We start from the raw sequence: 21,570 nt of genomic DNA on the forward strand, positions 1-21,570 counted from the left end.
ATCAGTCACCATCGTTGGCATTGAAGCCCAGTTGGATGCCCAGCGCCTTGGCCAGTTCGCCTTCGTGCAGGCGGTGGACCACGTTGAGGCTGTCGTAGATAGCGTTGAGTTGCTCGCGCCCGGCGTCGTCGGCCAGCAGTTCATTGAGCGAACGCTGGTTGCTGTCGAACAGTTTCAGGGAGGCTGCGTAGGCTGCGTCGATCTTCTCGGCCAGAGGCTTCTGGTCGGCAGGCAGCAGGCCGCGCAGGCCCTTGTTGTCGACCCCGACCCAAACGGTCTGGGCCGCCGCGAGGCTGGCTCGCAAGCCTTGCAGGGACGATTGGCTGCGCCACGCATCGGCCTGGAACGGCTGGGGGATGCCCTTGGACAGGCGACCCATCGGTGTGCCGAGTTTTTTCTTCAGGGTGTCCAGGGCCGTGACCTGCACGCGCAGCAGTTCGGCGATGGCTTCGTGGGAATCGGCGTAGCGCTGGTTAGGAAACTTGGTCATCTGCGCCAGCATGCCGTCGGTGCTGTTCCAACTGGCCAGAATCTCTTCGGCCAATTGCTTCTGGCGCTCGCCGATGGCGATCAGCAGCGGGCAGTAGCGGGCTTTCTGGGCGTCGTTGGCGATGTCGGTCTTGGCGTCATACAGGATGTATTCGTAGGCCGACAGGCCTTGCACCACAACGCTGGACTTGGCCAGGGCAGCGGCATCGATCTGCGGCTGGGCGGTGGCCAGTTGCTCGACCTGACGGCCAACGAGGTTTTTCTTGTCTGGCCAGAACTGCACCTGCCAGGCGCGATTGCCCTCGGCCAGCGGGCCGATCAGCAGCGGTTGCAACTCGGCCCAGGCTTTTTGCGCGTGGAGGAAGTCGGCGCGGGCGGTCTCCAGGGATTCCTTGCCTTGGCAGTAAGCCAGGGCGCTGACGGCCAACTGCCGGTCAGCTTCGACCCAGCGGCTGTAGGTCGGCAGGATCACTTGCTTGGCAATGGCCGCCGAGGTGACCGCTTGCGGATCCTGCGGCGCGCAGGCGCCAAGGGCCAGGGCGGCGAGGCTGGTGAACAACAACTTGGGACGGAACATGTCGAGCTCCCTTCAATAATTGGGGCAAAGCTTATAGAGAATTCAGGAACGCGAGCAATGCTGCTCGCTGCTGCGCATTAAAAGACAACACCTGTTGCTGCGCCGCCTGGGCTTCACCGCCGTGCCACAGCACGGCTTCAAGCAGGTTGCGGGCGCGGCCGTCATGCAGGAACTGGGTGTGGCCACTGACGTTTTGTGTCAGGCCAATGCCCCACAACGGCGGCGTGCGCCAGTCGCGGCCACCGGCCTTGAATTCGGTACGGTTATCGGCCAGGCCCTCGCCCATGTCGTGCAGCAGCAAGTCGCTGTACGGGCGGATGACCTGGTTGGCCAGCTCCGGCTCGGCGGCATTGCTGGCCGTGGTGAACGTGGGCGTGTGGCACGCCTGGCACCCGGCCTGGAAAAACAAGTTTTTGCCGGCCAGCACCTGTTGCGCATTGACATCACGGCGCGCCGGTACGGCCAGGTTGCGGGTGTAGAACAGCACCAGGCGCAGGATGTTATCGCTGACTTCCTGCTCGCCATTTTCGCCATTGCCGTTGGGCGCCTGCTTACAGGCAACCTGTGCGTCGGTGCAGTCGTCCATGGGCCGCAGGCGGGTGGTCAGGCCCATATCACCAGAGAACGCGTGAACATTTTGTTGATTGAGGTTCGGCTGCCCGGCTTTCCAGCCAAAGCGCCCGAGCACGGTTTTTTGCTGGGCATCATCCCAGACCCAGTTCGGGCGGCCGAGCACGCCGTTTTTGTCCGGGCGTTTGCTGGCGTTTTGCAGGATGTCCGCGTCGCTGATGGCTTCGAGCAAGCCCAGGCCGATCATGGGCGGCGCCACGCGCGCAGAAAACCGCGTATCCGGGTGCATCGGCCCGTAGCCGAGCTGGGTGATCTGCAGGCTCGGCTTGCGCAACTCGACCACCATGCCGTCCTTGAACGTGACGTTGACCGGGGTGTAGTCGACTCGCACCTTGCCTTCCGGGACCACACCGGGCACGGCCATGTCCTGCAACTGCCCGCCGTACACCGGCTCGGGGACGATCCCCAGTTGCTCGATGACCTTGGCGTAGGGCGGCGAATCCGGGATCGACAGGCGCACCAGCATGGACACCGCGTTGCTGGCCTCAGGCAAGGGCGGATGACCGCGGCCATCCTTGATATGGCAGTTCTGGCAGGCATTGGTGTTGAACAGCGGCCCCAGCCCATCACGGGCGGTGGTGGTGGCCGGGGCGATCACCCACGGATTGCGGAAAAAGCTGTTGCCGACGCTGAAGTCCAGGCGGCGCGTTGGCGCCAGGTTGGCCGAGGGCAGCGAAAAGGCATTCTGGTCGGTCTTCCTTACCGTCGTGCTGCCTCCCGAACGCGCCTCACCCGGCTCGGCCTGGGTAAACGTCGGCGGCGGGGCGTCATCGCAGGCACTCAGGCTCATGGCCATCAAGAGTGCAGACAGGCGAAGAGGCAAGCGGGGCATCGATAATCCTGGAAGACGGGCGACGGTGGATGAAATTCAGGGGGCAAAGTCTAACAGGGCGGGGCGGATTGAATAAGAGCAATTATCGTTTGCTCCAATCTGATGCATTCCCGCTAGAATGGCCGCACATTTTTCCTGGAGGTGGCCAATGCAGGCTCTCGACGCTTTGCTCAACCGTGTTTCCGTACCGCGCCTGCTGGAGCCGGCCCCCACTGCCGAGCAGCGCGAAGTGCTGTTCGCGGCAGCCATGCGTGCACCGGATCACGGCCAACTGCGGCCTTGGCGCTTCCTCACCGTGGAAGGCGCGGCCCGTGAGCAAATGGGCACCCTGCTGGCCGAAGCGGCCCGCCTGCAAGACCCCGAGGCCCCGCAAGCGGTGATCGACAAGGCGCAGAACGGCCCATTGCGTGCGCCGCTGGTGGTGGTGGTGATTGCCCGTCTGCAGGAACACTTCAAGGTGCCCAAGTCCGAGCAGTTGCTGGCGGCGGCCTGTGCGGCCCACGGTATTTTGCTGGCGGCGTATGCCCAGGGGATCGGTGCGGTGTGGCGCACCGGCGAGTTGTCGTATTCGGCGCATGTGGCCAAGGGCCTGGGGTTGAGCGCGGGTGAGGAAGTGATTGGCTTCCTTTATCTGGGGACCGCGCAGAACCCGCCGCGTACGGCGGCCAAAGAAGACATCACGGCGTTTGTCAGCGCCTGGACCGGTCTCTGACCCACCGCAAACCTATGTGGGAGCGGGCTTGCTCGCGAATGCGGTGGGTCAGTCAATACATTCATTACTGACCCACCGCATTCGCGGGCAAGCCCGCTCCCACATTTGATCTTCACTGCTTTGAGCATTGCGTTCGCTTAACTGATCGGCATTAGGGCAAGTCCCCTCCCACATGGGGTATTTCATTGTTTTCAGGACCTGGGCTTACACCCGGAACTGATCCATCAGTTTCATCTGCTGATTGGCCAATGCATTCAATTGGCTGCTGATCGCCGCTGATTCAGTGGCCTGGCCAGTCAACGTCTCGGTCACGGTACGGATCGCCGAAACGTTGCGGTTGACCTCTTCGGCCACGGCGCTCTGTTCTTCGGCGGCGCTGGCGATTTGCAGGTTCATGTCGCTGATCACCGTCACCGCATCGCTGATCTTGCCCAGGGCCTGGACCGCCTGCTGGATCTGCCCGGCGTTGTTCTGTGCCTGGCTCTGGCTCGAATGCATGGTGGTCACCACCCCACGGGTCGCACTCTGGATACGTTCGATCACCAGGCGGATTTCTTCCACCGAATCCTGAGTGCGCCGCGCCAGGTTACGTACCTCGTCCGCCACTACCGCAAACCCCCGCCCGCTTTCCCCGGCGCGCGCGGCTTCAATCGCGGCATTGAGGGCCAGCAGGTTGGTCTGCTCGGCAATGCTGCGGATCACCTCCAGCACCGAGCCGATCTGCTCGCTGTTGACTGCCAGGGCTTCGACTTCGGTCACCGCCTTGCTGACTTCTTCGGCGAGGGTGGTGATATCGCGGGTGCTGCGCTCGATAATCGCCAGGCCTTCGCGGGCCGATTGATCGGCGCCGCGCGCTGCACTGGCCGCGTTTGAGGCGCTGTTGGCCACATCATGGGCGGTGGCGCTCATCTCGTTGGAGGCGGTTGCCACCTGGTCGATCTCGCGGAACTGTACCTGCATGCCTTCGCTGGTCTGGCGGGCGATTTCCGAGGACTGGTCGGCGGTGCCGCGGGCTTCGGTGATGCTCTGCTTGATCTGGGCGATGGTCGGTTGCAGTTTGTCGAGGAAGCGGTTGAACCAACTGACCAGCTCCCCCAGTTCGTCTTTTTTCGTGTAGGCCAGGCGTTGGGTCAGGTCGCCGTCGCCGCTGGCAATGTCTTTGAGCATCGCCGCCACGCTGTTGATCGGGCGGGTCACGCCGGTAGCGGTCAGCCACATCAGTAGCAGGCCCAGCAGGCCGGCTACGGCGCCGACCAACAGCGCTTGCAGCGTGCCACGGGCCTGGGCCTCGTCGAGCACCCCTTGCAGCTTGACCGAGTCGGCCAGCAGCACGTCCTTGGGCAGTTTGATCACCACGCCCCAAGGCTTGGCATCGGCAATCGGCTTGACCGGATACACCGCGCGAATCGTATCGTCCTGCTCGCGGACCTTGCGCGTGTCACTGGCCAGCAGTTGCACGATCTCTTTGCCTTCGGCGCCGAGCACATCGACGATGCTCTTGCCGACCTTGTCCGGCTCGCCGCTGTAGCTGGCAATCAGGCCACTGCTGGAGAGGATTTCCATGATCCCGGCGCCGTCAAACAGCTCTTTTTGCGCGGTATTGGCCGCCGCTTGCAGGGCATCCAGCGCAATGTCGACGCCGATCACCCCAATGACCTTGCCGTCGGCCAGCAGCGGCAGGGAGATGGTGGTCATCAGCATCGACTTGCCGGCGACTTCATCGGCGTACGGGTCCAGCAGGCAGACGTTGCGGGTATCCCGTGGGCAGGTGTACCAGATGTTGTAGGGCGTACCGCTGAGGTTGAGGGTGGTCTTGGTCAGGTCCGCTTCCACCATCACGGTGTTCAGCCCTTCGCCACCGGCACGGCTCCAGTAGCTGGAGAACCGCCCGGCCTCGTTGGAGGCGCGCAGCTTGTCGTCGATAAATTCGCTGTCCTTGCCATCCAGGCCGTTGGGTTCAAACGACAACCAGATCCCCAGCACCTTGGTATTGCGCTCGAACGCAGTCTTGATCCGCTGGTTGAGTTCCTCGCGCACGGTGGCCGCTTCCAGCGAACGCTTGGCGGCCATGTTACGCAGGTCCTTGACCTGGTCGGCGAGGGCGGTGACCACCAACAGGCTCTCGCCGAAGGCTTTCTGCACCTGCACGGCCTGCTCGGCGGCCCTGGCCTGAAGCAGGTTCTCCACGCTGGCGGTGAGCATGCGCGAGCTGGACGCGCTGACCAGTTGGTCGTTCTGGTTGGACTGGTAGATATTCAGGCTGACGATCAGCGCAATCACCCCCAACAGGCAGAGACCGGACAGCAGCACGATTTTCAAGCGGATGGAGAGGGTGTCGAACATGGGCTTACTCGCGATTGGACTTGTTGGTGTGCAAGCAGGGCAACGGCCAAGTCCATTCGGCGCTATGCCCGGAACATCGGCACCGACGGGTAATTCATGAGGAATAGGCGATGAGCGGTAGGGCGCTCAGGCAGCGGTTCGCGCGAGGCGTTCGGGGCGTGACCAGATCCACAGGTTGCCCAGGCTCATACCGGCGATGGCCAAGTAGATCGGCCAGCCGTGATCGAGCATCACCAGCATCAGGCCGGCACACAGCAACATGCTCACGGTGGCACTGACCTTGGCCCGACGGGCGATGATCTTGCCGTTGCGCCAGTTGAACAGGATCGGCCCGAACAGCCGGTGGTTTTCCAGCCAGGCGCTCAGGCGCGGCGAGCTCTTGGTGGCGGCCCAGGCGGCCAGCAGGATGAATTCGGTGGTGGGCAGGCCCGGCACGACAATCGCGATCAAGCCGATCCCCAGGCTGACATAGGCCAGCAGGCCGAACAGGATTCGGGCGAGTTTGGAGGAGGATTGGACGGGGGCTGTCATAGGTACGATTTGTCAGGGTTTCGAAAAATCTGAAAATGGAGCGCGATCAACATGTGGGAGCTGGCTTGCCTGCGATGCAGACGCTGCGGTGTATCAGTTAGACCGCAGCGATGCTATCGCAGGCAAGCCCGCTCCCACACAATCCCGCTCTCACATTCATTGCATTCCAGCAGCGCGATCAGGCCAGTTCTGGGGCGCTAGCGTACGCCTGTTCCAGCAACACGGTGAAGCGTACAAACGCATCCACGGCACCTTTTTCTGCTGCGGCTTCTTCTTCGGCGCTCAGTTCCAGGCTGTCGAGGGTGCGTGTGAAGCTCTTCCAGCCTTCTGCACGACCACCGGCTGGCTCGCCCAGGTGGCGGGCACCGAAGGTTTCGCTCAGGCCCAGGCCGACGGCACGCTTGATCAGGAACGCTGCGCCCAGCTTGGAACCTTCGGACACGAACAGCCAGCCCAGGGCCTGGGCCTTGCTCGGGTTCTGCACGGCACCGGCCACGGGGGCGGGTACTTCGGTTTCCAGGTCGGCCAGGTCCAGCTTGGCGGCTTCGGCGCGGCAGCGCTCGGCCAGGTCCGGCACCAGCTTGATCAGCTCGGGATCGTTGTACAGCGCCACCAGTTCCGATTGGAACAGGTACTGCGCCACCACGAAACGGGCGAAGTTGGCCTGGGTTTCAAACGGGGCGTGAGCCTTGACCAGGGCATCGAGCTTGGTGTGCGGCTCGTTGGTGATCTGGTTCAGGCGCTGGGAGCGCAGGCTTGCGCGTTCTGCGGTAGTGGAAGCGGTCATTGGATGTCCTTGAGAAGGAAAAGCGCCTTGTTGCCAGGCTGTTATTACTAGACGAACAAGAAGACGCGTCACAGTAAAAAATCCTCACCCCGCCGGCGATAAAACCGGCGAGGTGGGGCTGCATGGGTCAGATGTCCCAGATCAGGTTGATCGCAAAGTTGCGTCCTGGCTGGGTCAGGCGGTCCAGGCTGGCTGGCGACGTCACGCCGGCTTCGCCCACACCGTCGTAGCTGCGCACGTCATCCCAGTTCCAGTATTTCTTGTCGGTCAGGTTGTACAGGCCGCCGTTGACGGTCAGCTCGTCGGTGACTTTGTAGAAGCCGGTCAGGTCGACGATGCCAAAGCCCGGGGTCTTGAACGGGCCATTGGCCTTGATGCCGGTCGGGGTAAAGAACGTGGCGCTGTCGACCCGGTTCTGTTTCTTGACCAGGGTCCAGCTGACCAGCGCACCGTAGGTGTCCTGGTCGTAGCCCAGGCCGAACACACCCTTGAGCGGGTTGACGCTGTTCAGCGGCTGGCCGGTTTCGTCGTTGCGCCCGTGGGCGTAGGCAATCGCGCCCTTGGTGTACAGGCCTTGCGGTGCGCCGAAGGCGTCCAGGTTCAAGCGCCCTTTGACCTCCATGCCCTTGATGGTGGCACGCTTGATGTTGCCTGGCTGGAAGATGGTGCCGGTGGGGCCCAGCGCGGCGTTGTCCTCGTCAATGAAGTCGCGGTACTTGTTATAGAACACCGCGACGTCGAAATTGCCTGCGTCGAAGTTGCCACGGATCCCGGTTTCGTAGCTCTTGCTGGTTTCCGGCTTGAGGTTCGAGTTGGGCTCGACGACGTAGCCTTCGCCCAGGTTTTCAAAACGGCCATACAGCGCTTTGGCTGATGGCGTACGGAAACCTTCGGCGTACTGGCCAAACCAGGTGTACTGCTCGGTCAGTGCGTAGGTCACGCCCAGTTTTGGCGAGAAACGATGCCAGGTTTTGTTCGAGTCGTCGTGGGGGAACTTGCGGTCAGGGTCGGTGGTATTGAGGAACTCTTCGGTCAGCTTGGGTTTGAGCTGGATGTAGTCGTAGCGCACGCTCGGCAGGAAGGTCCAGTCATTCCAACTGATCTGATCCTGGGCGAACAGCGCGTAGCTGTTGATGGTCGGATCGGGGAAGTCGCTGGCTTTTTTCACGCTGTCGGCAGGGGTTGGGCTTGGTGCGCCAATGGCGGTACACCCGGCGCCTACAGCCAGGCAGGTCGCCGCACCTTCGCGCGAACCGGTGACTTTCTGCTGCTTGATCGTGGTGCCGTAGGTCAGCAAGTGATCGGTGTCGCCGATGACGAAGGCCTTGTCCAACTGCGCGTCGAACACCCACTGCTTTTCTTCGTAGAGGGTGTCGCGGGTCCGCAGTACGCGGCGGCCGGCCTGATAGATTTCGCTGGTGGCCTGGTCGGTCTTGGCGATCTGGTAGTTGAGGCTGGTCTTGATGTGATCGGCAATCGGCGAGTCGAGGGAAAACTTGTTTTCCAGGCCAAAGCGCTCGCGGGTGATGGTGTCGTTACCGCGACGGTCACGGTACATATTCATGCCCTGGCCTTCGAGGAAGATCCCGCCTACCGCGCTTTTCTGGTTGATGTCGCGGTCGTCCTTGTACTTCTCGTAGGTCAGGCCCAGGCGGTTGTCTTCGCCGTAGTTCCAACCCAACTTGGCCAGCACGTTGGTGGTGCGCACGTCTTCCGGGTTGGCGCCGGTGCGGGCCAGGCCGGTGGCGTTGTTGCCGTTGTAGGACTCCATCTCGTGGCCATTGCGCTGGCTCAGGTGCAGCAAGCCGTCGAAGTCCTGCACCCGCCCGGCGACGGTGCCGGAGGTCAGCCAGCTTTCGTCCGCCGAGCTGTAGCCGGTCTTCAGGCGCGCGCCCACATCCTGGCCGGGCTTGATGATGTCGTCCGGGTCGAGGGTGAAGTAACTGACGGCGCCGCCGATGGCGCTGCTGCCGTACAGGGCCGAGGCCGGGCCGCGGATAATCTCGACGCGCTTGACGATTTCCGGGTCGACATAGTTGCGGCGGGTCTTGGCGTACGGGCCGTTGAAGAAGTTGTCCGGGACCTCCACGCCGTCCACCTGGGTGAGGATGCGGTCGCCGTCGATGCCGCGAATGTTGTAGCCGGAATTACCGGAGCGGGTGCCGGCGCCACCGACCGAGACGCCCGGTTCGTAGCGCACCAGTTCGCGGATGGTGTTGACGTTCTGGCGGTCCAGCTCCTCGCGTTCATGCACGCTGACGGTGCTGGGCACGCTATCGACCGCCTGTTCCGTACGGGTGGCGCTGATGGTCATTTGTTGCAGGGTGAGAGCGCTACCCGCCGTGCGCTTTTCCAGGACGATGTTGTTATTGCCCAGTTTGCGGTAGTTCAGGTTGGTCCCCACCAACAGCCGGTCCAGGGCTTTTTCCGGGGGCAGCGAGCCGCGCACGCCAGGGGAGGAAACCCCTTGGCCCAGTTCGGCGGGCAGGCCGATCTGCCAGCCGGTGACGGCGGTAAAGGCGTTGAGTGCCGAGACCAGGGATTGCTGCTCAATGCTGAAGGTGTAGTTGGCGTGGCTGCGCGCCGCGGGTTCGGCGGCAGTGGCCGTGAGGACCGGGCTGCCCGCCAGCAGGATGGCGGCGGTCAGCAGGCACAGCGTAGGCGAAGAGGACCGGCGGTTGAAACGAGAGGACATCGAGAGCGCTCCGAGGGACGAGTCTTATAGTTGCGAGCCTGAATCAAATAGGAATCAGTTGCATTGGCTAAGACGAGACGTACCAGCGGTGACTATCGAGTAAAAATAATTATTCTCAGTTGAGAATCACTAGCGCAGGGAACTCCGAGAGCTTGGCCGAGGTGATGTGGGCCAGGGAACGCACCACGTCCAGCGGTTGGTCCAGACGGTAATTACCGGTCACGGCGACGCTGGCCAGTTGCTCGTTGGTATTGACGATCCAGCCCGGGTAATAGCGCCGCAGTTCTGCCAGCACTTCGCTCATCGGGCAGTTTTCAAAGACCAGCCGGCCCTGGACCCATGCCAGTTCCTTGGTGGCATCGAGCTTGGCCGGTTGGCCGAAACCCTTGGGGCCGACGCGAATGCTCTCGCCGGCACTCAGGCGCACCCGGTTGTTGCCGAAGGTGGTGCTCAGGTCGACATCCCCGCGTTGTACCTGCACCTGCGCCTCACCGTTGAGATAGCGCACGGCAAACGCCGTATCGCTGACGCTGGCGCGCACCGGGCCGGCGTCGATCTGCAGGGGCAGGCCACGGTTGGCCGCGACTTCGAAAAACGCCTCGCCCTGATACAGGCGGGCGATGCGCTGATGCTCGTCGATGGTGCTGGAAAACGCCGAGTTGGTGTTGAGCAGCACCTTGGAGCCGTCATCCAGTTGCAGGCGCTGGCGCTCACCGACCACGGTCAAATGATCGGCCTGCAGGCGCACCGGCAGGTTGCTGAAGCTGAACAGCCCCAGCAGCAACACCGCCGCCGTGGCCAAGGGCTTCCAGTGCGGCTTGATGCGCCGCCAGGCGCTGGGCTTGCGCGGCGCATTCAGGGCCACGGCGGCGCTGTGTACCGGCGCACCGCCCCAGGCGGCCTGGGCTTTGGCGAAGGCTTGGGCGTGACTCGGGTCGGCATCCAGCCAGGCCTGGAACTCGGCTTGCTGGCCAGGCTGCGGGCACTGCAAAGCGATCAGCCAGTCGAGGGCTTGGTCCATGGCCGCATGTTGCAACACCTCATGAGCCAGCTCATGGGGGTGCAGTTTGTTCGGGTCCGTCACGGTGTTCCTCGGGTCTTCGCCACGTTTTATTCAATAGCTTTTGTGACATTGCTGTCGGCTTGTCCCGACAAAGCTTAAGGGTGATCGAGCCGTTCGGCCACACCTATGCAGATGGCCATGATCAATTTCAGTTCCTTTTGCACGGTGCTCAAGGACACCTGCAACTGGTCGGCAATCTCCTGGTAGCTGCAACCGTGCAGGCGGCTGAGGATAAAGATCTGCTGCTGGCGAGCGCTCAACTGCCCGAGGCTGACGCTCAGGTGCTCCAGCAATTGCTCGGCGTGGGCGGCATCTTCGGGCGTGGTGACTGGCGAGGCGACGCTTTGCAGGACATCCATCGGGACATCTTCCTGCAAGGTGCGGGACTGGATCCGACGCGAGCGCAGATGATCCAGGGCCAGGTTGCGCGCGGTCTGGAACACGAAAGGTTCGAGGTGATCAATCGGTCGTTCGCTGAGGGCCCGTGTGACGCGCAGGTAGGTTTCCTGCAACAGGTCCTCGGCGGTGCTGTGGTTATTCACCATCCGCTGCAAGGTGCGCAGTAGCACCACCCGTTGGGTGAGGAAGACTTGATTGAAGCGAGATAGGCTCACAGTGATACCGGACCGATTGGCAGTTAATGATAATGCTTATCATCAGCGCAAATGGCAAGTGGCGAATGTATGAGCTTGCACGAATCCCTGTGGGAGCTGGCTTGCCTGCGATTGCATCACTGGGTGGCGGCAGATACACCGCTCCGTCTGCATCGCAGGCAAGCCAGCTCCCACACAAGCCCGCTCCCACAGGGGGGGGGGTTACTCGGCGTTACACAGCGCCAGGCAGTTATCCAGCATACGGTTGGAGAAGCCCCATTCGTTGTCGTACCAGGCCAATACCTTGAGCAGCTTGCCGCTGGACTTGGTGTGGTTGGCGTCGAAGATCGACGACAGCGGGTTATGGTTGAAGTCGCTGGAAACCAGCGGCAGGGTGTTGTAGCCGAGGATTTTCGAGTGCTGGCTGGCTTCTTTGAGCAGCGCGTTGACCTCATCGGCCGTGGCTTCTTTTTTCAGTTGCACGGTCAGGTCCACCAGCGACACGTTGATCACCGGCACCCGCACCGCCATGCCGGTCAGCTTGCCTGCCAGTTCCGGCAGCACCAGGCCCACCGCTTCGGCAGCGCCGGTCTTGCTCGGGATCATGTTCTGCGTGGCCGAACGGGCGCGGTACGGGTCGGTGTGGTAGACGTCGGTCAGGTTCTGGTCGTTGGTGTAGGCATGAATGGTGGTCATCAGGCCGCTTTCGATACCCAGCTCGCGATGCAGCACCTGGGCCACCGGCGCCAGGCAGTTGGTGGTGCAGGAGGCGTTGGAGATGATCTGGTGGGATTGGCGCAAAATGTCATGGTTGACCCCGTAGACCACGGTGGCATCCGCGCCCTTGGCCGGGGCCGAGATGATCACCTTGCGCGCGCCGGCGCTAATATGGGCGGCGGCCTTGTCACGGTCGGTGAACAGGCCGGTGCATTCGAACACCACGTCGATCTTGTGTGCAGCCCACGGCAGGTCGGCGGGGTTGCGAATGGCACTCACGGCAATCCGGTCGCCATTGACGGTCAGGCTTTCCTGATCGTGAGCGACCTCTGCATCGAAAGTGCCATGGACGGTGTCATATTTAAGCAGGTGGGCATTGATCGAACTGTCGCCCAGGTCATTGATGGCGACGATCTGCAAATCCTGACGGTAGCCTTGGGTATAAAGTGCGCGCAGGACGTTGCGGCCAATGCGGCCAAAACCATTGATTGCAATTCGAAGAGTCATTTGAAAGCGCCTGTCGTCGATTTGTTGTAAGAATTACAAGATTATTCGCATAAAAATAGAAAACAAGCCTTTTTAGTGGCAATATTTTGTTCAATCTACAACGAGTGACCTGAATCAACTGGTCCGATTGGTCAAGTAACTCCCTGCCAACCTCTTCGCGGCGGGCTTTTGACCAGCATAGACACTCAGGTCGCCACATCCGTTAGCCTGGAGTTCTACACATGCATCCCCGCGTACTTGAGGTCACCGAACGCCTTATCGCCCGCAGCCGGGCAACCCGTGAGGCGTACCTTGCGCTGATTCGCGGCGCGGCCAGCGACGGGCCGATGCGCGGCAAGCTGCAATGCGCCAACTTTGCCCACGGCGTGGCCGGCTGCGGCACTGAAGACAAAAACAGCCTGCGCATGATGAATGCCGCCAACGTGGCAATTGTTTCGTCATATAACGACATGCTCTCGGCGCACCAGCCGTACGAACATTTCCCGGAACAGATCAAAAAAGCCCTGCGCGAAGTCGGCTCGGTTGGCCAGTTCGCCGGCGGCACCCCGGCCATGTGCGACGGCGTGACCCAGGGCGAGCCGGGCATGGAGCTGAGCCTGCTGAGCCGCGAAGTGATTGCCATGTCCACGGCGGTAGCGCTGTCCCACAACATGTTCGACGCCGCGCTGATGCTGGGGATCTGCGACAAGATCGTCCCCGGCCTGATGATGGGGGCCCTGCGCTATGGCCACCTGCCGATGATCTTCGTGCCCGGTGGGCCGATGCCGTCGGGCATCTCCAACAGGCAGAAGGCCGATGTGCGCCAGCGCTACGCCGAAGGCAAGGCCAGCCGCGAAGAGCTGCTGGAATCGGAGATGAAGTCCTACCACAGCCCCGGCACCTGCACCTTCTACGGCACCGCCAATACCAACCAGTTGCTGATGGAAGTGATGGGCCTGCACTTGCCGGGCGCCTCGTTCGTCAACCCGTACACACCGTTGCGCGATGCGCTGACCCGTGAGGCCGCGCACCAGGTCACGCGCCTGACCAAGGCCAACGGCAACTTCACGCCGATTGGCGAGATCGTCGACGAAAAATCCCTGGTCAACTCCATCGTCGCCCTCAACGCCACCGGCGGCTCGACCAACCACACCCTGCATATGCCGGCCATCGCCATGGCGGCGGGCATCATCCTCACCTGGCAGGACATGGCCGACCTCTCGGAAGTGGTGCCGACCCTGTCCCACGTCTACCCGAACGGCAAGGCCGACATCAACCACTTCCAGGCGGCGGGCGGCATGTCGTTCCTGATCCGCGAGCTGCTGGAAGCCGGCCTGCTCCACGAAGACGTCAACACCGTCGCCGGTCATGGCTTGAGCCGCTACACCCGCGAACCGTTCCTGGTGGACGGCGAACTGATCTGGCGCGAAGGCCCGATCGAAAGCCTCGACGAAAGCATCCTGCGCCCGGTAGCCCGGGCCTTCTCCCCGGAGGGCGGGTTGCGGGTGATGGAAGGCAACCTCGGCCGTGGGGTGATGAAAGTCTCGGCGGTGGCCCTCGAACATCAAATCGTCGAAGCGCCAGCCGTGGTGTTCCAGGACCAGCAGGACCTGGCCGATGCGTTCAAGGCCGGCCAGTTGGAGAAGGATTTTGTCGCGGTGATGCGCTTCCAGGGCCCGCGCTCTAATGGCATGCCGGAATTGCACAAGATGACGCCGTTCCTCGGCGTGCTCCAGGACCGAGGTTTCAAAGTCGCATTGGTGACAGACGGGCGTATGTCTGGCGCCTCGGGTAAAATCCCCGCCGCGATTCACGTCAGCCCCGAAGCCCAGCGTGGTGGCGCGCTGGCGCGGGTCAAGGATGGCGATATCATTCGCATCGATGGCGTCAAAGGCACCCTGGAGCTTAAGGTGGACGCCGAAGAATTTGCAGCGCGCGCGCCTGCCACGGGCCTGTTGGACAATAACGTGGGGGCCGGTCGCGAGCTGTTTGCATTTATGCGCCTGGCCGCAAGCTCCGCAGAGCAGGGCGCCAGCGCCTTTACCTCTGCCCTGGAGACACTCAAGTGAAGCTTGCGCTGGTTGGTGATATTGGCGGTACCAACGCCCGGTTTGCGTTGTGGCGGGACCAGGCACTGCATTCGATCCGGGTGCTGGCCACGGCGGATCACGCCAGCCCCGAGGAGGCGATCCAGGTCTACCTCGCCGAGGAAGGTTTGGCGCCGGGGTCCATCGGCGCGGTGTGCCTGTCGGTGGCGGGGCCGGTGAGTGGTGACGAGTTCAAGTTCACCAACAACCACTGGCGCCTGAGCAAGACCGCGTTCTGCAAGGCGCTGCAAGTGGACGAACTGTTGCTGGTCAATGACTTCTCGGCCATGGCCCTGGGCATGACTCGCCTGCAGCCTGATGAATACCGCGTGGTCTGCGCCGGCACACCGGAGCCGTGGCGCCCGGCGGTGGTGATCGGCCCGGGCACGGGGCTGGGCGTGGGCACTCTGCTCGACCTGGGCGCCGGCCGCTGGGCTGCGTTGCCGGGGGAGGGCGGGCATGTCGACCTGCCCCTGAGCAGCCCACGGGAAACCCAGTTGTGGCAGCACATCTACAACGAAATCGGGCATGTCAGCGCCGAGACGGCCCTGAGCGGCGGCGGTTTGCCCCGCTTGTACCGGGCGATCTGCGCGGTGGACGGCCACCCGGCGGTATTGCAAACCCCGGAGGCGATTACCGCTGCGGGCCTGGCTGGCGATCCGGTGGCGATGGAGGTCCTCGACCAGTTCAGCATCTGGCTGGGCCGTGTGGCCGGCAATAACGTGCTGACCACCGGCGCCCGGGGTGGTGTGTATATCGTGGGCGGGGTGATCCCGCGGTTTGCCGAGTTCTTTATCAACAGTGGTTTTGCCAAGAGCTTTGCGGACAAAGGCTGCATGAGCGACTACTTCAAAGGTATCCCGGTGTGGTTGGTGACGGCGCCGTATTCCGGGTTGACCGGGGCCGGTGTGGCGTTGGAGCAGGCATTTGCGTAGGCAGTGATGGCCCTATCGCGGGCAAGCCCGCTCCCACATTTGATGGTGTTCACAAATCAAGATGTGGGAGTGGGCCTGCCCGCGATGGGGCCCTAGAGAGCACCCCATAACAACAAGGAGGCCCCCGTGAGCGTAATCAGTAAATCCATTCTCCTGGTCGACGACGACGAGGAAATCCGCGAGTTGCTGCAAACCTACCTCAGTCGCGCCGGCTTCCAGGTGCGGGGCGTGCCCAATGGCGCGGGGTTCCGCCAGGCCATGGACGAGGCCCCGTGCGACCTGGTGATCCTCGATGTGATGCTGCCCGACGAAGACGGCTTCAGCCTCTGCCGCTGGGTGCGCCAGCACCCGCGCCAGGCCCAGGTGCCGATCATCATGCTCACTGCCAGCTCCGACGAAGCCGACCGGGTCATCGGCCTGGAACTGGGCGCCGACGATTACATCGGTAAACCCTTCAGCCCGCGGGAGTTGCAGGCACGCATCAAGGCCCTGTTGCGCCGCTGCCAGTTTGGCCAGGAGCGCACGGGTGGCGACGTGCTGGTGTTCGATGAGTGGCGGTTGGACATGATCAGCCATCGGCTGTTTCACGTTGATGGCGAGGAAGTCATCCTGTCCGGTGCCGACTTTGCCCTGCTCAAGCTGTTCCTCGATCACCCACAGCAAATTCTTGATCGCGACACCATTGGCAACGCCACCCGTGGCCGTGACCTGATGCCCCTCGACCGTATTGTCGACATGGCTGTCAGCCGCCTGCGACAACGCCTGCGTGATACCGAGAAACCTCCACGGCTGATCCGCACCGTGCGCGGCAGCGGTTACCAACTGGCGGCCAGTGTGGTTGCCAGCAATGCCCACTGAACGCCGGCGCATTCCGGTCCCGCGTTCATTGCTGGGGCGCATGCTACTGCTGACCCTGTTGGCGGTGCTGTTTGCCCAGGCGTTATCCAGCGTGATCTGGGTCTCGCAACTGCGCGCCACCCAGCTTGAAGGCCTGGTCACCAGCGCCCGCAGCCTGGCCCATTCGATGACCGCCAGCGTTAGCTATTTCCGTTCGCTGCCGGTGGCTTATCGGCCGCTGGTGCTCGACCAGTTGCGCAGCATGGGTGGCACGCGTTTTGTGGTGACACTCAACGACAAGCCGCTGGATATGCAGATCTTGCCGCAAACCCCGCGCAAACAGGCGGTGCTCGGCGCGGTGGACGAAGTGCTGCGCCAGACCCTGGGCAGTGACGTGCATTTTTCGGTGGAGTTTGTCAGTGCCGAAGACCTGCGCATCTTCAATGCCGGCCTGAAGCTCGATGAATTGCCACGCTCCTGGGCGCATTACGCCCTGACCCTGGAGCCGGTCAACCCGCCGGTACTGGTGACGCAGATCGAGTTGGGCGCCGGCGAATGGCTGTATATCGCCTCGTTGTTGCCCGAGCCCTACACCAGTCTCGAAGAACAGGGCCTGCCGTCTCAGCAGGTGTGGTTTATCGTGCTGACCAGTGGCTTTCTGTTGCTGTTTATCGGCTTGCTGGTGCATTGGCAGAGCCGGCCGCTCAAGCGCCTGGCGCGGGCGGCGCGGGACCTGTCCCTGGGCGCCGATGTGGAACCGGTGGCCGAAGGTGGCGGCAGCGAAGTGGTGGAAGTGGGCCGTGCGTTCAATGCCATGCGCGAGCGGATCAGCCGCTACCTGACTGAACGCAGCCAGTTGTTCAGTGCAATTTCCCACGACCTGCGCACCCCCATCACACGCCTGCGGCTGCGGGTGGAACTGCTGGAAGACGAAAAGCTGCAAGCCAAGTTCGGCCGCGACCTGGATGAGCTGGAACTGCTGGTCAAGGGCGCGTTGCAGTGCGTCAAGGACACCGACATCCACGAGAACATCGAGCCGGTGGACCTCAACCATGTGCTCGACTGCCTGGTGGAACCGTATCTTGCGCCCAACGGCAATGGCCGGGTGACCCAGCATGGCCGCGCGTTGACGGCCTATCCGGGCAAGCCGCTGGCGCTCAAGCGCTGTATTGGCAACCTGATCGATAACGCCCTGAAGTACGGGCAGAACGCCCATCTGCGTATCGAGGACGATGGCGCGCAGTTCATCCTGCATGTGGATGACGAGGGCCCCGGGGTGCCGGAGCAGCGTCTGGAGCAGGTCTTCGAACCGCACTTTCGCCTGGCCGGGCAGCAGCAGGGTTATGGCCTGGGGCTGGGGATCGCCCGCAATATCGCCCACAGCCATGGCGGCGAAGTCAGCCTGCAAAATTTGCGTGAAGGTGGCCTGCGTGTGACCTTGCAACTGCCCCGCACCCTGGACTAAACAACACCGCGTCACCCTGTAGGAGCTGGCTTGCCAGCGATAGTGATACATCAGTCACATTTGCAGTACCTGACCTACCGCAATCGCTGGCAAGCCAGCTCCTACAGACGGGCGTTGGGTCAGATGCTCTGGCGTAGCCTGGCCAAGTCGCGCAACGGCGGCGCGCCAAACAACCGGCTGTATTCCCGGCTGAACTGCGACGGGCTCTCATACCCCACCCGATACCCCGCCGCCGAGGCTTCCAGGCCTTCGGCGATCATCAGGCGCCGGGCCTCCTGCAAGCGCAACTGCTTCTGGTACTGCAGCGGGCTCATGGCGGTGATGGCCTTGAAGCGGTGGTGCAGGGTCGACACGCTGAGATTCACTTCCTTGGCCAGATCATCGATGCGCAGCGGTTGTTCATAGTTGCCGTTCAACCAGGTGATCGCCCGGCTGACCCGATGGCTCTGGCTATTGGCCACGGCAATTTCGTACAGGCGATAGCCCTGTGGCCCACGCAGTAGTCGGTAGAGAATCTCGCGATTGATCAACGGCGCCAACATCGCGATATCTTTGGGCGTATCCAGCAGGCGTGCCAGGCGCAATACGGCGTCGAGCAACTGGCTGTCGATCCGGTCGACATACATGCCGCGTGCGGTCGGGCGCGTGGGCACGCCCATCGGCCCGGCTTCGGCAATCAGGGCGGTCAGTTGCGCCGGGTCGATATTGATGCGCACCGACAGGTTGGGGTCTTCGACCGTGGCGTCGATGACTCGCCCGGCCACCGGCATCGCGACCGAGAAGACCAGGTAGTTGAGGGGGTCGTAGGCAAAAATTTCGTCGGCCAGGCGCACTTCCTTACTGCCGTTGGCGAGGATGCACAGCGCAGGTTCCACCAGCACCGGCATGAAGTCGCGTGGCGTGTTGTGGCGGTTCAGGTACAGCGAGGTGATCGCTGTGCCGTAGGAACCGTCTTCCCAGGTATGCCGGTGCACAATGCTCGCCAGTTCGGCGCGCTGTTTTTCCATCTCGGCATCGAGGGGAATGGACTGCTGTTCGGGCGACGACATGGGGCGTCCTCTGCATGCTTCTTTGATGGGCACAGCTTAGCGGTGGCGGTGCAGCAGCGTTATGTCGATTCTGCACAATCCTTGCCTGATCCTGCGGCGCGTCTTCAATCAGGCAAGCACACGGCCTGTCATCTGCCTGAAACAAGGCGCTAACCCCTGCAATAAAGCCTGACGCCAAACCCTGGGTCTACGCTTCTGGCAGGATTGTGCAATAAGCCGGCAGGAATCGACTAACCGCGCTGGGGCCTGCGCCCGTATCTTTGACCCTGTGGCAACACGCCCCCACAGTGCTTGCCGAGCATCACTTCTCAACGGGAGAGTCGAACATGTCCACCCCCATTCCCGCGAGCCATATGGCCTTTATCCGCGCCCGCAGCGGGTGCAGCACCGAACTGGGTGCACGCTTGAGCAGTTTGATCGAACCGGGCCGCCAGGCTCAGGGTTGCCTGCAATTCTCGTTGCAGCACTCCCAGGTTGACCCCGATGTATGGCTGGTTTCAGGTTTCTGGAGCAGCGAACAGGCGATGAGCGCTTATTTCAGCTCGCCGGCCCTGATGCTGCTTACCGAGCTGTTGAACGATATGGTCGTGCGCAGCATGGACTTCCAGACCTTCACCGACGCATCCGCCGCCAATGCCTACGGCGAGTACCTGCAACTGGCAGGTTAAGGTTTAGAATGGCCGACTTTCCATTGGCCAGGACCTGCAACATGGCACGTAAAGAGTTTGCCCACCACGAAGCTGTTTCCGCCCTTGTACGCGAAGACCAGGGTGGTTATAGCGCCGCCATCGCCGTCAAGGCACTGGACGGCATGAGCGCACCGCGCTTTCACAAGATCCTCGATGGCCAACTGTTCAAGACTGCCGACGACGCCGACGATGCGGCGGCCCAGCAATTGGAGCGTTTGATCGCTATCGATGAAGAGGGCCAGTTGGCCTGGGCAACTGCAGCAAACTAAAGAACACCACCGACCCAATTGTGGGAGCGGGCTTTGTGTGGGAGCGGGCTTGCTCGCGAAAGCGTCATGTCAGCCAGCCAATTTGGAACTGATCCACCGCTTTCGCGAGCAAGCCCGCTCCCACACAAGCCCGCTCCCACATTTTTGACTGCATTGCATTCAATCAGGGTTTGGTAGCACCTGGTCGGTACATCTTGAACAGCGCTTGCGGTCCCAGCTGGAAATAATCCGCCGGGCCGCCGCCCCGCAGAATCGGCTCGGCCGCTGCGGTGTCGTACACCCCATCCTTGAGCAGCCATTTGGCGATGTGCACCGCGACCACTTCGCCAAGTACCAGCCAACTGGGCACCAGCTCCTTGTCGGCCCGCTGCAACTGAATGATCTGCGTGACCTTGCACTCGAACGACACCGGGCTTTCGCCGACCCGTGGCACGGCAATCACCTTGGACGCCACTGGCGTCAGCCCGGCCAGTTCAAACTCGTTGACCTCTGGCGACACGGCGGCGCAGCTCTGGTTCATCTGCTCGGCCAGCGGGCGCGTGGCCAGGTTCCAGACAAACTCGCCGGTCTGTTCGATGTTATTCAGGCTGTCTTTACGCCCGACACTGGAAAAACCAATGATCGGCGGGATGTAGTTGAAGGCATTGAAAAAACTGTAGGGCGCCAGGTTCAGGCGGCCTTGGTTGTCCTGGGACGAAATCCAGCCAATCGGGCGCGGGCCGACGATGGCGTTGAACGGGTCATGGGGCAGGCCGTGGCCGTTGGCGGGTTCATAGAAATGGATATCGTCAGGCATGGACGGCGGTTCCTGCGGCGGGGAAAGCGCAATAGTGCAGGCCCAAGGGCAGGATTTCCACCGGATTGGCGCTGCCCTATGGAATTTTCATCCATCGCCCACCTATTTTTCACAGCTGCACGGCCAGTCTGCACGCCAGGTCGATACCCCCCCATGAGTCGGCCTTTCGAGACTGAACTCTGGAGCCTTCTGCACAATGAACAAACTACCTCAGATTACCCTGGCGTTCTGGGTCATGAAGATCTGTGCGACCACCCTTGGCGAAACCGCCGGGGACTTGTTGTCGATGACCCTGAATGTCGGCTACGCCATCAGTTCGATGATCCTGCTCAGCGTGTTCCTCATCACGTTGCTGACGCAGTTATGGTCGAAAACCTACAACCCAGTGCTGTACTGGATCGTGATCCTGTCGACGAGCACGGCGGGCACCACCATGTCCGATTTTATGGACCGTACCCTGGGCCTGGGGTACGCCTCCGGTTCGATGATCCTGATTGTCCTGTTACTGATGGTGTTCGCCCTCTGGCACCTGAGCGGCAATTCGCTGAACGTGAACAAGGTGCAGACCCCGCGCGGCGAGCTGTTCTACTGGGTGGCAATCCTGCTCTCCAACACCCTGGGCACGGCCCTGGGGGACTTCCTGGCCGACGACTCGGGCCTGGGCTTTGCTGGCGGTGCGATGTTGATCGGCGCGAGCATCCTGCTGGTGGTGGCGCTCAAATACTGCACGACGGTTTCGTCGGTGGTGTTGTTCTGGGTAGCGTTTGTGTTGACCCGGCCCTTTGGCGCGACCCTCGGGGACTTCCTGACCAAACCCCATGAAAAGGGCGGCCTGGACTTTGGCACTGTCGGCTCATCGGCGGTGCTGGCGGCCGTGCTGCTGGTGATGATCGCCGGTGCCTGGTATGTACAGCGCCGGGATAACCGCCAGCCGCTGGCAGAGCTGTCCTGACGGGATAAAAAAGGGGCCATGTCATTTGCATGACAT

The 21,570-nt window shown here is 62.2% G+C and carries 19 protein-coding genes; 8 read left to right on the plus strand and 11 right to left on the minus strand.

All coding sequences use genetic code 11. From position 1 onward, the window contains the following. Position 1: 1 nt before the first annotated feature. The gene (locus HBO11_RS12125) at positions 2-1,066 is read right to left on the minus strand and encodes an imelysin family protein (protein WP_169954621.1); all 1,065 of its coding nucleotides are present in this window, start codon (positions 1,064-1,066) and stop codon (positions 2-4) included. Between the two features lie 31 nt (positions 1,067-1,097). Beyond that, the gene (locus tag HBO11_RS12130) at positions 1,098-2,528 is read right to left on the minus strand and encodes a di-heme oxidoredictase family protein (RefSeq protein ID WP_169954622.1); all 1,431 of its coding nucleotides are present in this window, start codon (positions 2,526-2,528) and stop codon (positions 1,098-1,100) included. 148 nt (positions 2,529-2,676) lie between these two features. Between HBO11_RS12130 and HBO11_RS12135 the strand changes: the two genes are divergently transcribed. Next, positions 2,677-3,240, plus strand: a complete 564-nt coding sequence (locus HBO11_RS12135) for a nitroreductase family protein (RefSeq protein WP_169954623.1) — start codon at positions 2,677-2,679, stop codon at positions 3,238-3,240. A gap of 204 nt (positions 3,241-3,444) precedes the next feature. Here HBO11_RS12135 and HBO11_RS12140 read toward each other — a convergent pair whose 3' ends face one another. The 7 genes from HBO11_RS12140 to gap all read right to left on the minus strand — a co-directional run bounded on the left by HBO11_RS12140 (position 3,445) and on the right by gap (position 12,476). After that, complete coding sequence (locus tag HBO11_RS12140; protein ID WP_170058887.1) at positions 3,445-5,583, minus strand: methyl-accepting chemotaxis protein; 2,139 nt, start codon at positions 5,581-5,583, stop codon at positions 3,445-3,447. Between the two features lie 126 nt (positions 5,584-5,709). Further along, positions 5,710-6,114 (minus strand): YbaN family protein, encoded by a 405-nt coding sequence (locus HBO11_RS12145; protein ID WP_169954625.1) that lies wholly within the window; start codon positions 6,112-6,114, stop codon positions 5,710-5,712. A gap of 178 nt (positions 6,115-6,292) precedes the next feature. Further along, complete coding sequence (locus HBO11_RS12150; protein ID WP_169954626.1) at positions 6,293-6,901, minus strand: biliverdin-producing heme oxygenase; 609 nt, start codon at positions 6,899-6,901, stop codon at positions 6,293-6,295. Positions 6,902-7,028: 127 nt separating this feature from the next. Next, on the minus strand, positions 7,029-9,596 hold the full coding sequence (locus HBO11_RS12155; protein ID WP_169954627.1) for a TonB-dependent receptor: 2,568 nt from the start codon (positions 9,594-9,596) through the stop codon (positions 7,029-7,031). A 115-nt stretch (positions 9,597-9,711) separates the two neighbouring features. Beyond that, positions 9,712-10,680: a FecR domain-containing protein gene (locus HBO11_RS12160; RefSeq protein ID WP_169954628.1), complete on the minus strand. Its 969-nt coding sequence runs from the start codon at positions 10,678-10,680 to the stop codon at positions 9,712-9,714. Positions 10,681-10,754: 74 nt separating this feature from the next. Beyond that, positions 10,755-11,273, minus strand: coding sequence for a sigma-70 family RNA polymerase sigma factor (locus HBO11_RS12165; RefSeq protein ID WP_169954629.1), 519 nt, complete (start codon positions 11,271-11,273; stop codon positions 10,755-10,757). Positions 11,274-11,474: 201 nt separating this feature from the next. Beyond that, positions 11,475-12,476, minus strand: a complete 1,002-nt coding sequence (gap, locus tag HBO11_RS12170) for a type I glyceraldehyde-3-phosphate dehydrogenase (protein ID WP_029295415.1) — start codon at positions 12,474-12,476, stop codon at positions 11,475-11,477. 221 nt (positions 12,477-12,697) lie between these two features. Here gap and edd point away from each other — a divergent pair, with 221 nt between their 5' ends. The 4 genes from edd to HBO11_RS12190 all read left to right on the plus strand — a co-directional run bounded on the left by edd (position 12,698) and on the right by HBO11_RS12190 (position 17,779). Continuing rightward, entirely contained in the window at positions 12,698-14,524 is a 1,827-nt protein-coding gene (edd, locus tag HBO11_RS12175) for a phosphogluconate dehydratase (protein WP_169954630.1), read from the plus strand. Beyond that, complete coding sequence (locus tag HBO11_RS12180) at positions 14,521-15,477, plus strand: glucokinase (RefSeq protein WP_169954631.1); 957 nt, start codon at positions 14,521-14,523, stop codon at positions 15,475-15,477. The genes edd and HBO11_RS12180 overlap by 4 nt, the downstream gene beginning before the upstream one ends. A gap of 126 nt (positions 15,478-15,603) precedes the next feature. After that, a complete protein-coding gene (locus HBO11_RS12185; protein ID WP_169954632.1) occupies positions 15,604-16,335 on the plus strand; it encodes a response regulator transcription factor in 732 nt (243 codons plus the stop codon). After that, on the plus strand, positions 16,325-17,779 hold the full coding sequence (locus HBO11_RS12190) for an ATP-binding protein (RefSeq protein ID WP_169954633.1): 1,455 nt from the start codon (positions 16,325-16,327) through the stop codon (positions 17,777-17,779). The genes HBO11_RS12185 and HBO11_RS12190 overlap by 11 nt, the downstream gene beginning before the upstream one ends. Before the next feature lie 119 nt (positions 17,780-17,898). Here the strand turns inward: HBO11_RS12190 and HBO11_RS12195 are convergent, their stop codons facing one another. Next, positions 17,899-18,828 carry an AraC family transcriptional regulator gene (locus HBO11_RS12195; protein ID WP_169954634.1) on the minus strand — a complete coding sequence of 310 codons (930 nt, stop codon included), beginning with the start codon at positions 18,826-18,828 and terminating at the stop codon, positions 17,899-17,901. 326 nt (positions 18,829-19,154) lie between these two features. Between HBO11_RS12195 and HBO11_RS12200 the strand changes: the two genes are divergently transcribed. Then, positions 19,155-19,496, plus strand: a complete 342-nt coding sequence (locus HBO11_RS12200) for an antibiotic biosynthesis monooxygenase family protein (protein WP_169954635.1) — start codon at positions 19,155-19,157, stop codon at positions 19,494-19,496. An 8-nt stretch (positions 19,497-19,504) separates the two neighbouring features. After that, positions 19,505-19,786, plus strand: coding sequence for a hypothetical protein (locus tag HBO11_RS12205; RefSeq protein ID WP_169954636.1), 282 nt, complete (start codon positions 19,505-19,507; stop codon positions 19,784-19,786). A gap of 163 nt (positions 19,787-19,949) precedes the next feature. Here HBO11_RS12205 and HBO11_RS12210 read toward each other — a convergent pair whose 3' ends face one another. Next, positions 19,950-20,582: a flavin reductase family protein gene (locus HBO11_RS12210; RefSeq protein WP_169954637.1), complete on the minus strand. Its 633-nt coding sequence runs from the start codon at positions 20,580-20,582 to the stop codon at positions 19,950-19,952. A 196-nt stretch (positions 20,583-20,778) separates the two neighbouring features. On the opposite strand from HBO11_RS12210, the gene HBO11_RS12215 reads away from it, so the two are divergent. Continuing rightward, on the plus strand, positions 20,779-21,534 hold the full coding sequence (locus HBO11_RS12215) for a hypothetical protein (protein ID WP_169954638.1): 756 nt from the start codon (positions 20,779-20,781) through the stop codon (positions 21,532-21,534). Positions 21,535-21,570 lie beyond the last annotated feature (36 nt).

Origin of the sequence: Pseudomonas sp. WS 5010 (genome assembly GCF_012985565.1) — a bacterium.
Lineage (GTDB): Bacteria > Pseudomonadota > Gammaproteobacteria > Pseudomonadales > Pseudomonadaceae > Aquipseudomonas.

Coding starts and splice junctions, on each gene's coding strand:
- HBO11_RS12125 (WP_169954621.1), bottom strand. CDS start 1,066: ATGTTCCGTCCCAAGTTGTTGTTCACCAGCCTCGCCGCCCTGGCCCTT.
- HBO11_RS12130 (WP_169954622.1), bottom strand. CDS start 2,528: ATGCCCCGCTTGCCTCTTCGCCTGTCTGCACTCTTGATGGCCATGAGC.
- HBO11_RS12135 (WP_169954623.1), top strand. CDS start 2,677: ATGCAGGCTCTCGACGCTTTGCTCAACCGTGTTTCCGTACCGCGCCTG.
- HBO11_RS12140 (WP_170058887.1), bottom strand. CDS start 5,583: ATGTTCGACACCCTCTCCATCCGCTTGAAAATCGTGCTGCTGTCCGGT.
- HBO11_RS12145 (WP_169954625.1), bottom strand. CDS start 6,114: ATGACAGCCCCCGTCCAATCCTCCTCCAAACTCGCCCGAATCCTGTTC.
- HBO11_RS12150 (WP_169954626.1), bottom strand. CDS start 6,901: ATGACCGCTTCCACTACCGCAGAACGCGCAAGCCTGCGCTCCCAGCGC.
- HBO11_RS12155 (WP_169954627.1), bottom strand. CDS start 9,596: ATGTCCTCTCGTTTCAACCGCCGGTCCTCTTCGCCTACGCTGTGCCTG.
- gap (WP_029295415.1), bottom strand. CDS start 12,476: ATGACTCTTCGAATTGCAATCAATGGTTTTGGCCGCATTGGCCGCAAC.
- edd (WP_169954630.1), top strand. CDS start 12,698: ATGCATCCCCGCGTACTTGAGGTCACCGAACGCCTTATCGCCCGCAGC.
- HBO11_RS12190 (WP_169954633.1), top strand. CDS start 16,325: ATGCCCACTGAACGCCGGCGCATTCCGGTCCCGCGTTCATTGCTGGGG.
- HBO11_RS12195 (WP_169954634.1), bottom strand. CDS start 18,828: ATGTCGTCGCCCGAACAGCAGTCCATTCCCCTCGATGCCGAGATGGAA.
- HBO11_RS12200 (WP_169954635.1), top strand. CDS start 19,155: ATGTCCACCCCCATTCCCGCGAGCCATATGGCCTTTATCCGCGCCCGC.
- HBO11_RS12205 (WP_169954636.1), top strand. CDS start 19,505: ATGGCCGACTTTCCATTGGCCAGGACCTGCAACATGGCACGTAAAGAG.
- HBO11_RS12210 (WP_169954637.1), bottom strand. CDS start 20,582: ATGCCTGACGATATCCATTTCTATGAACCCGCCAACGGCCACGGCCTG.
- HBO11_RS12215 (WP_169954638.1), top strand. CDS start 20,779: ATGAACAAACTACCTCAGATTACCCTGGCGTTCTGGGTCATGAAGATC.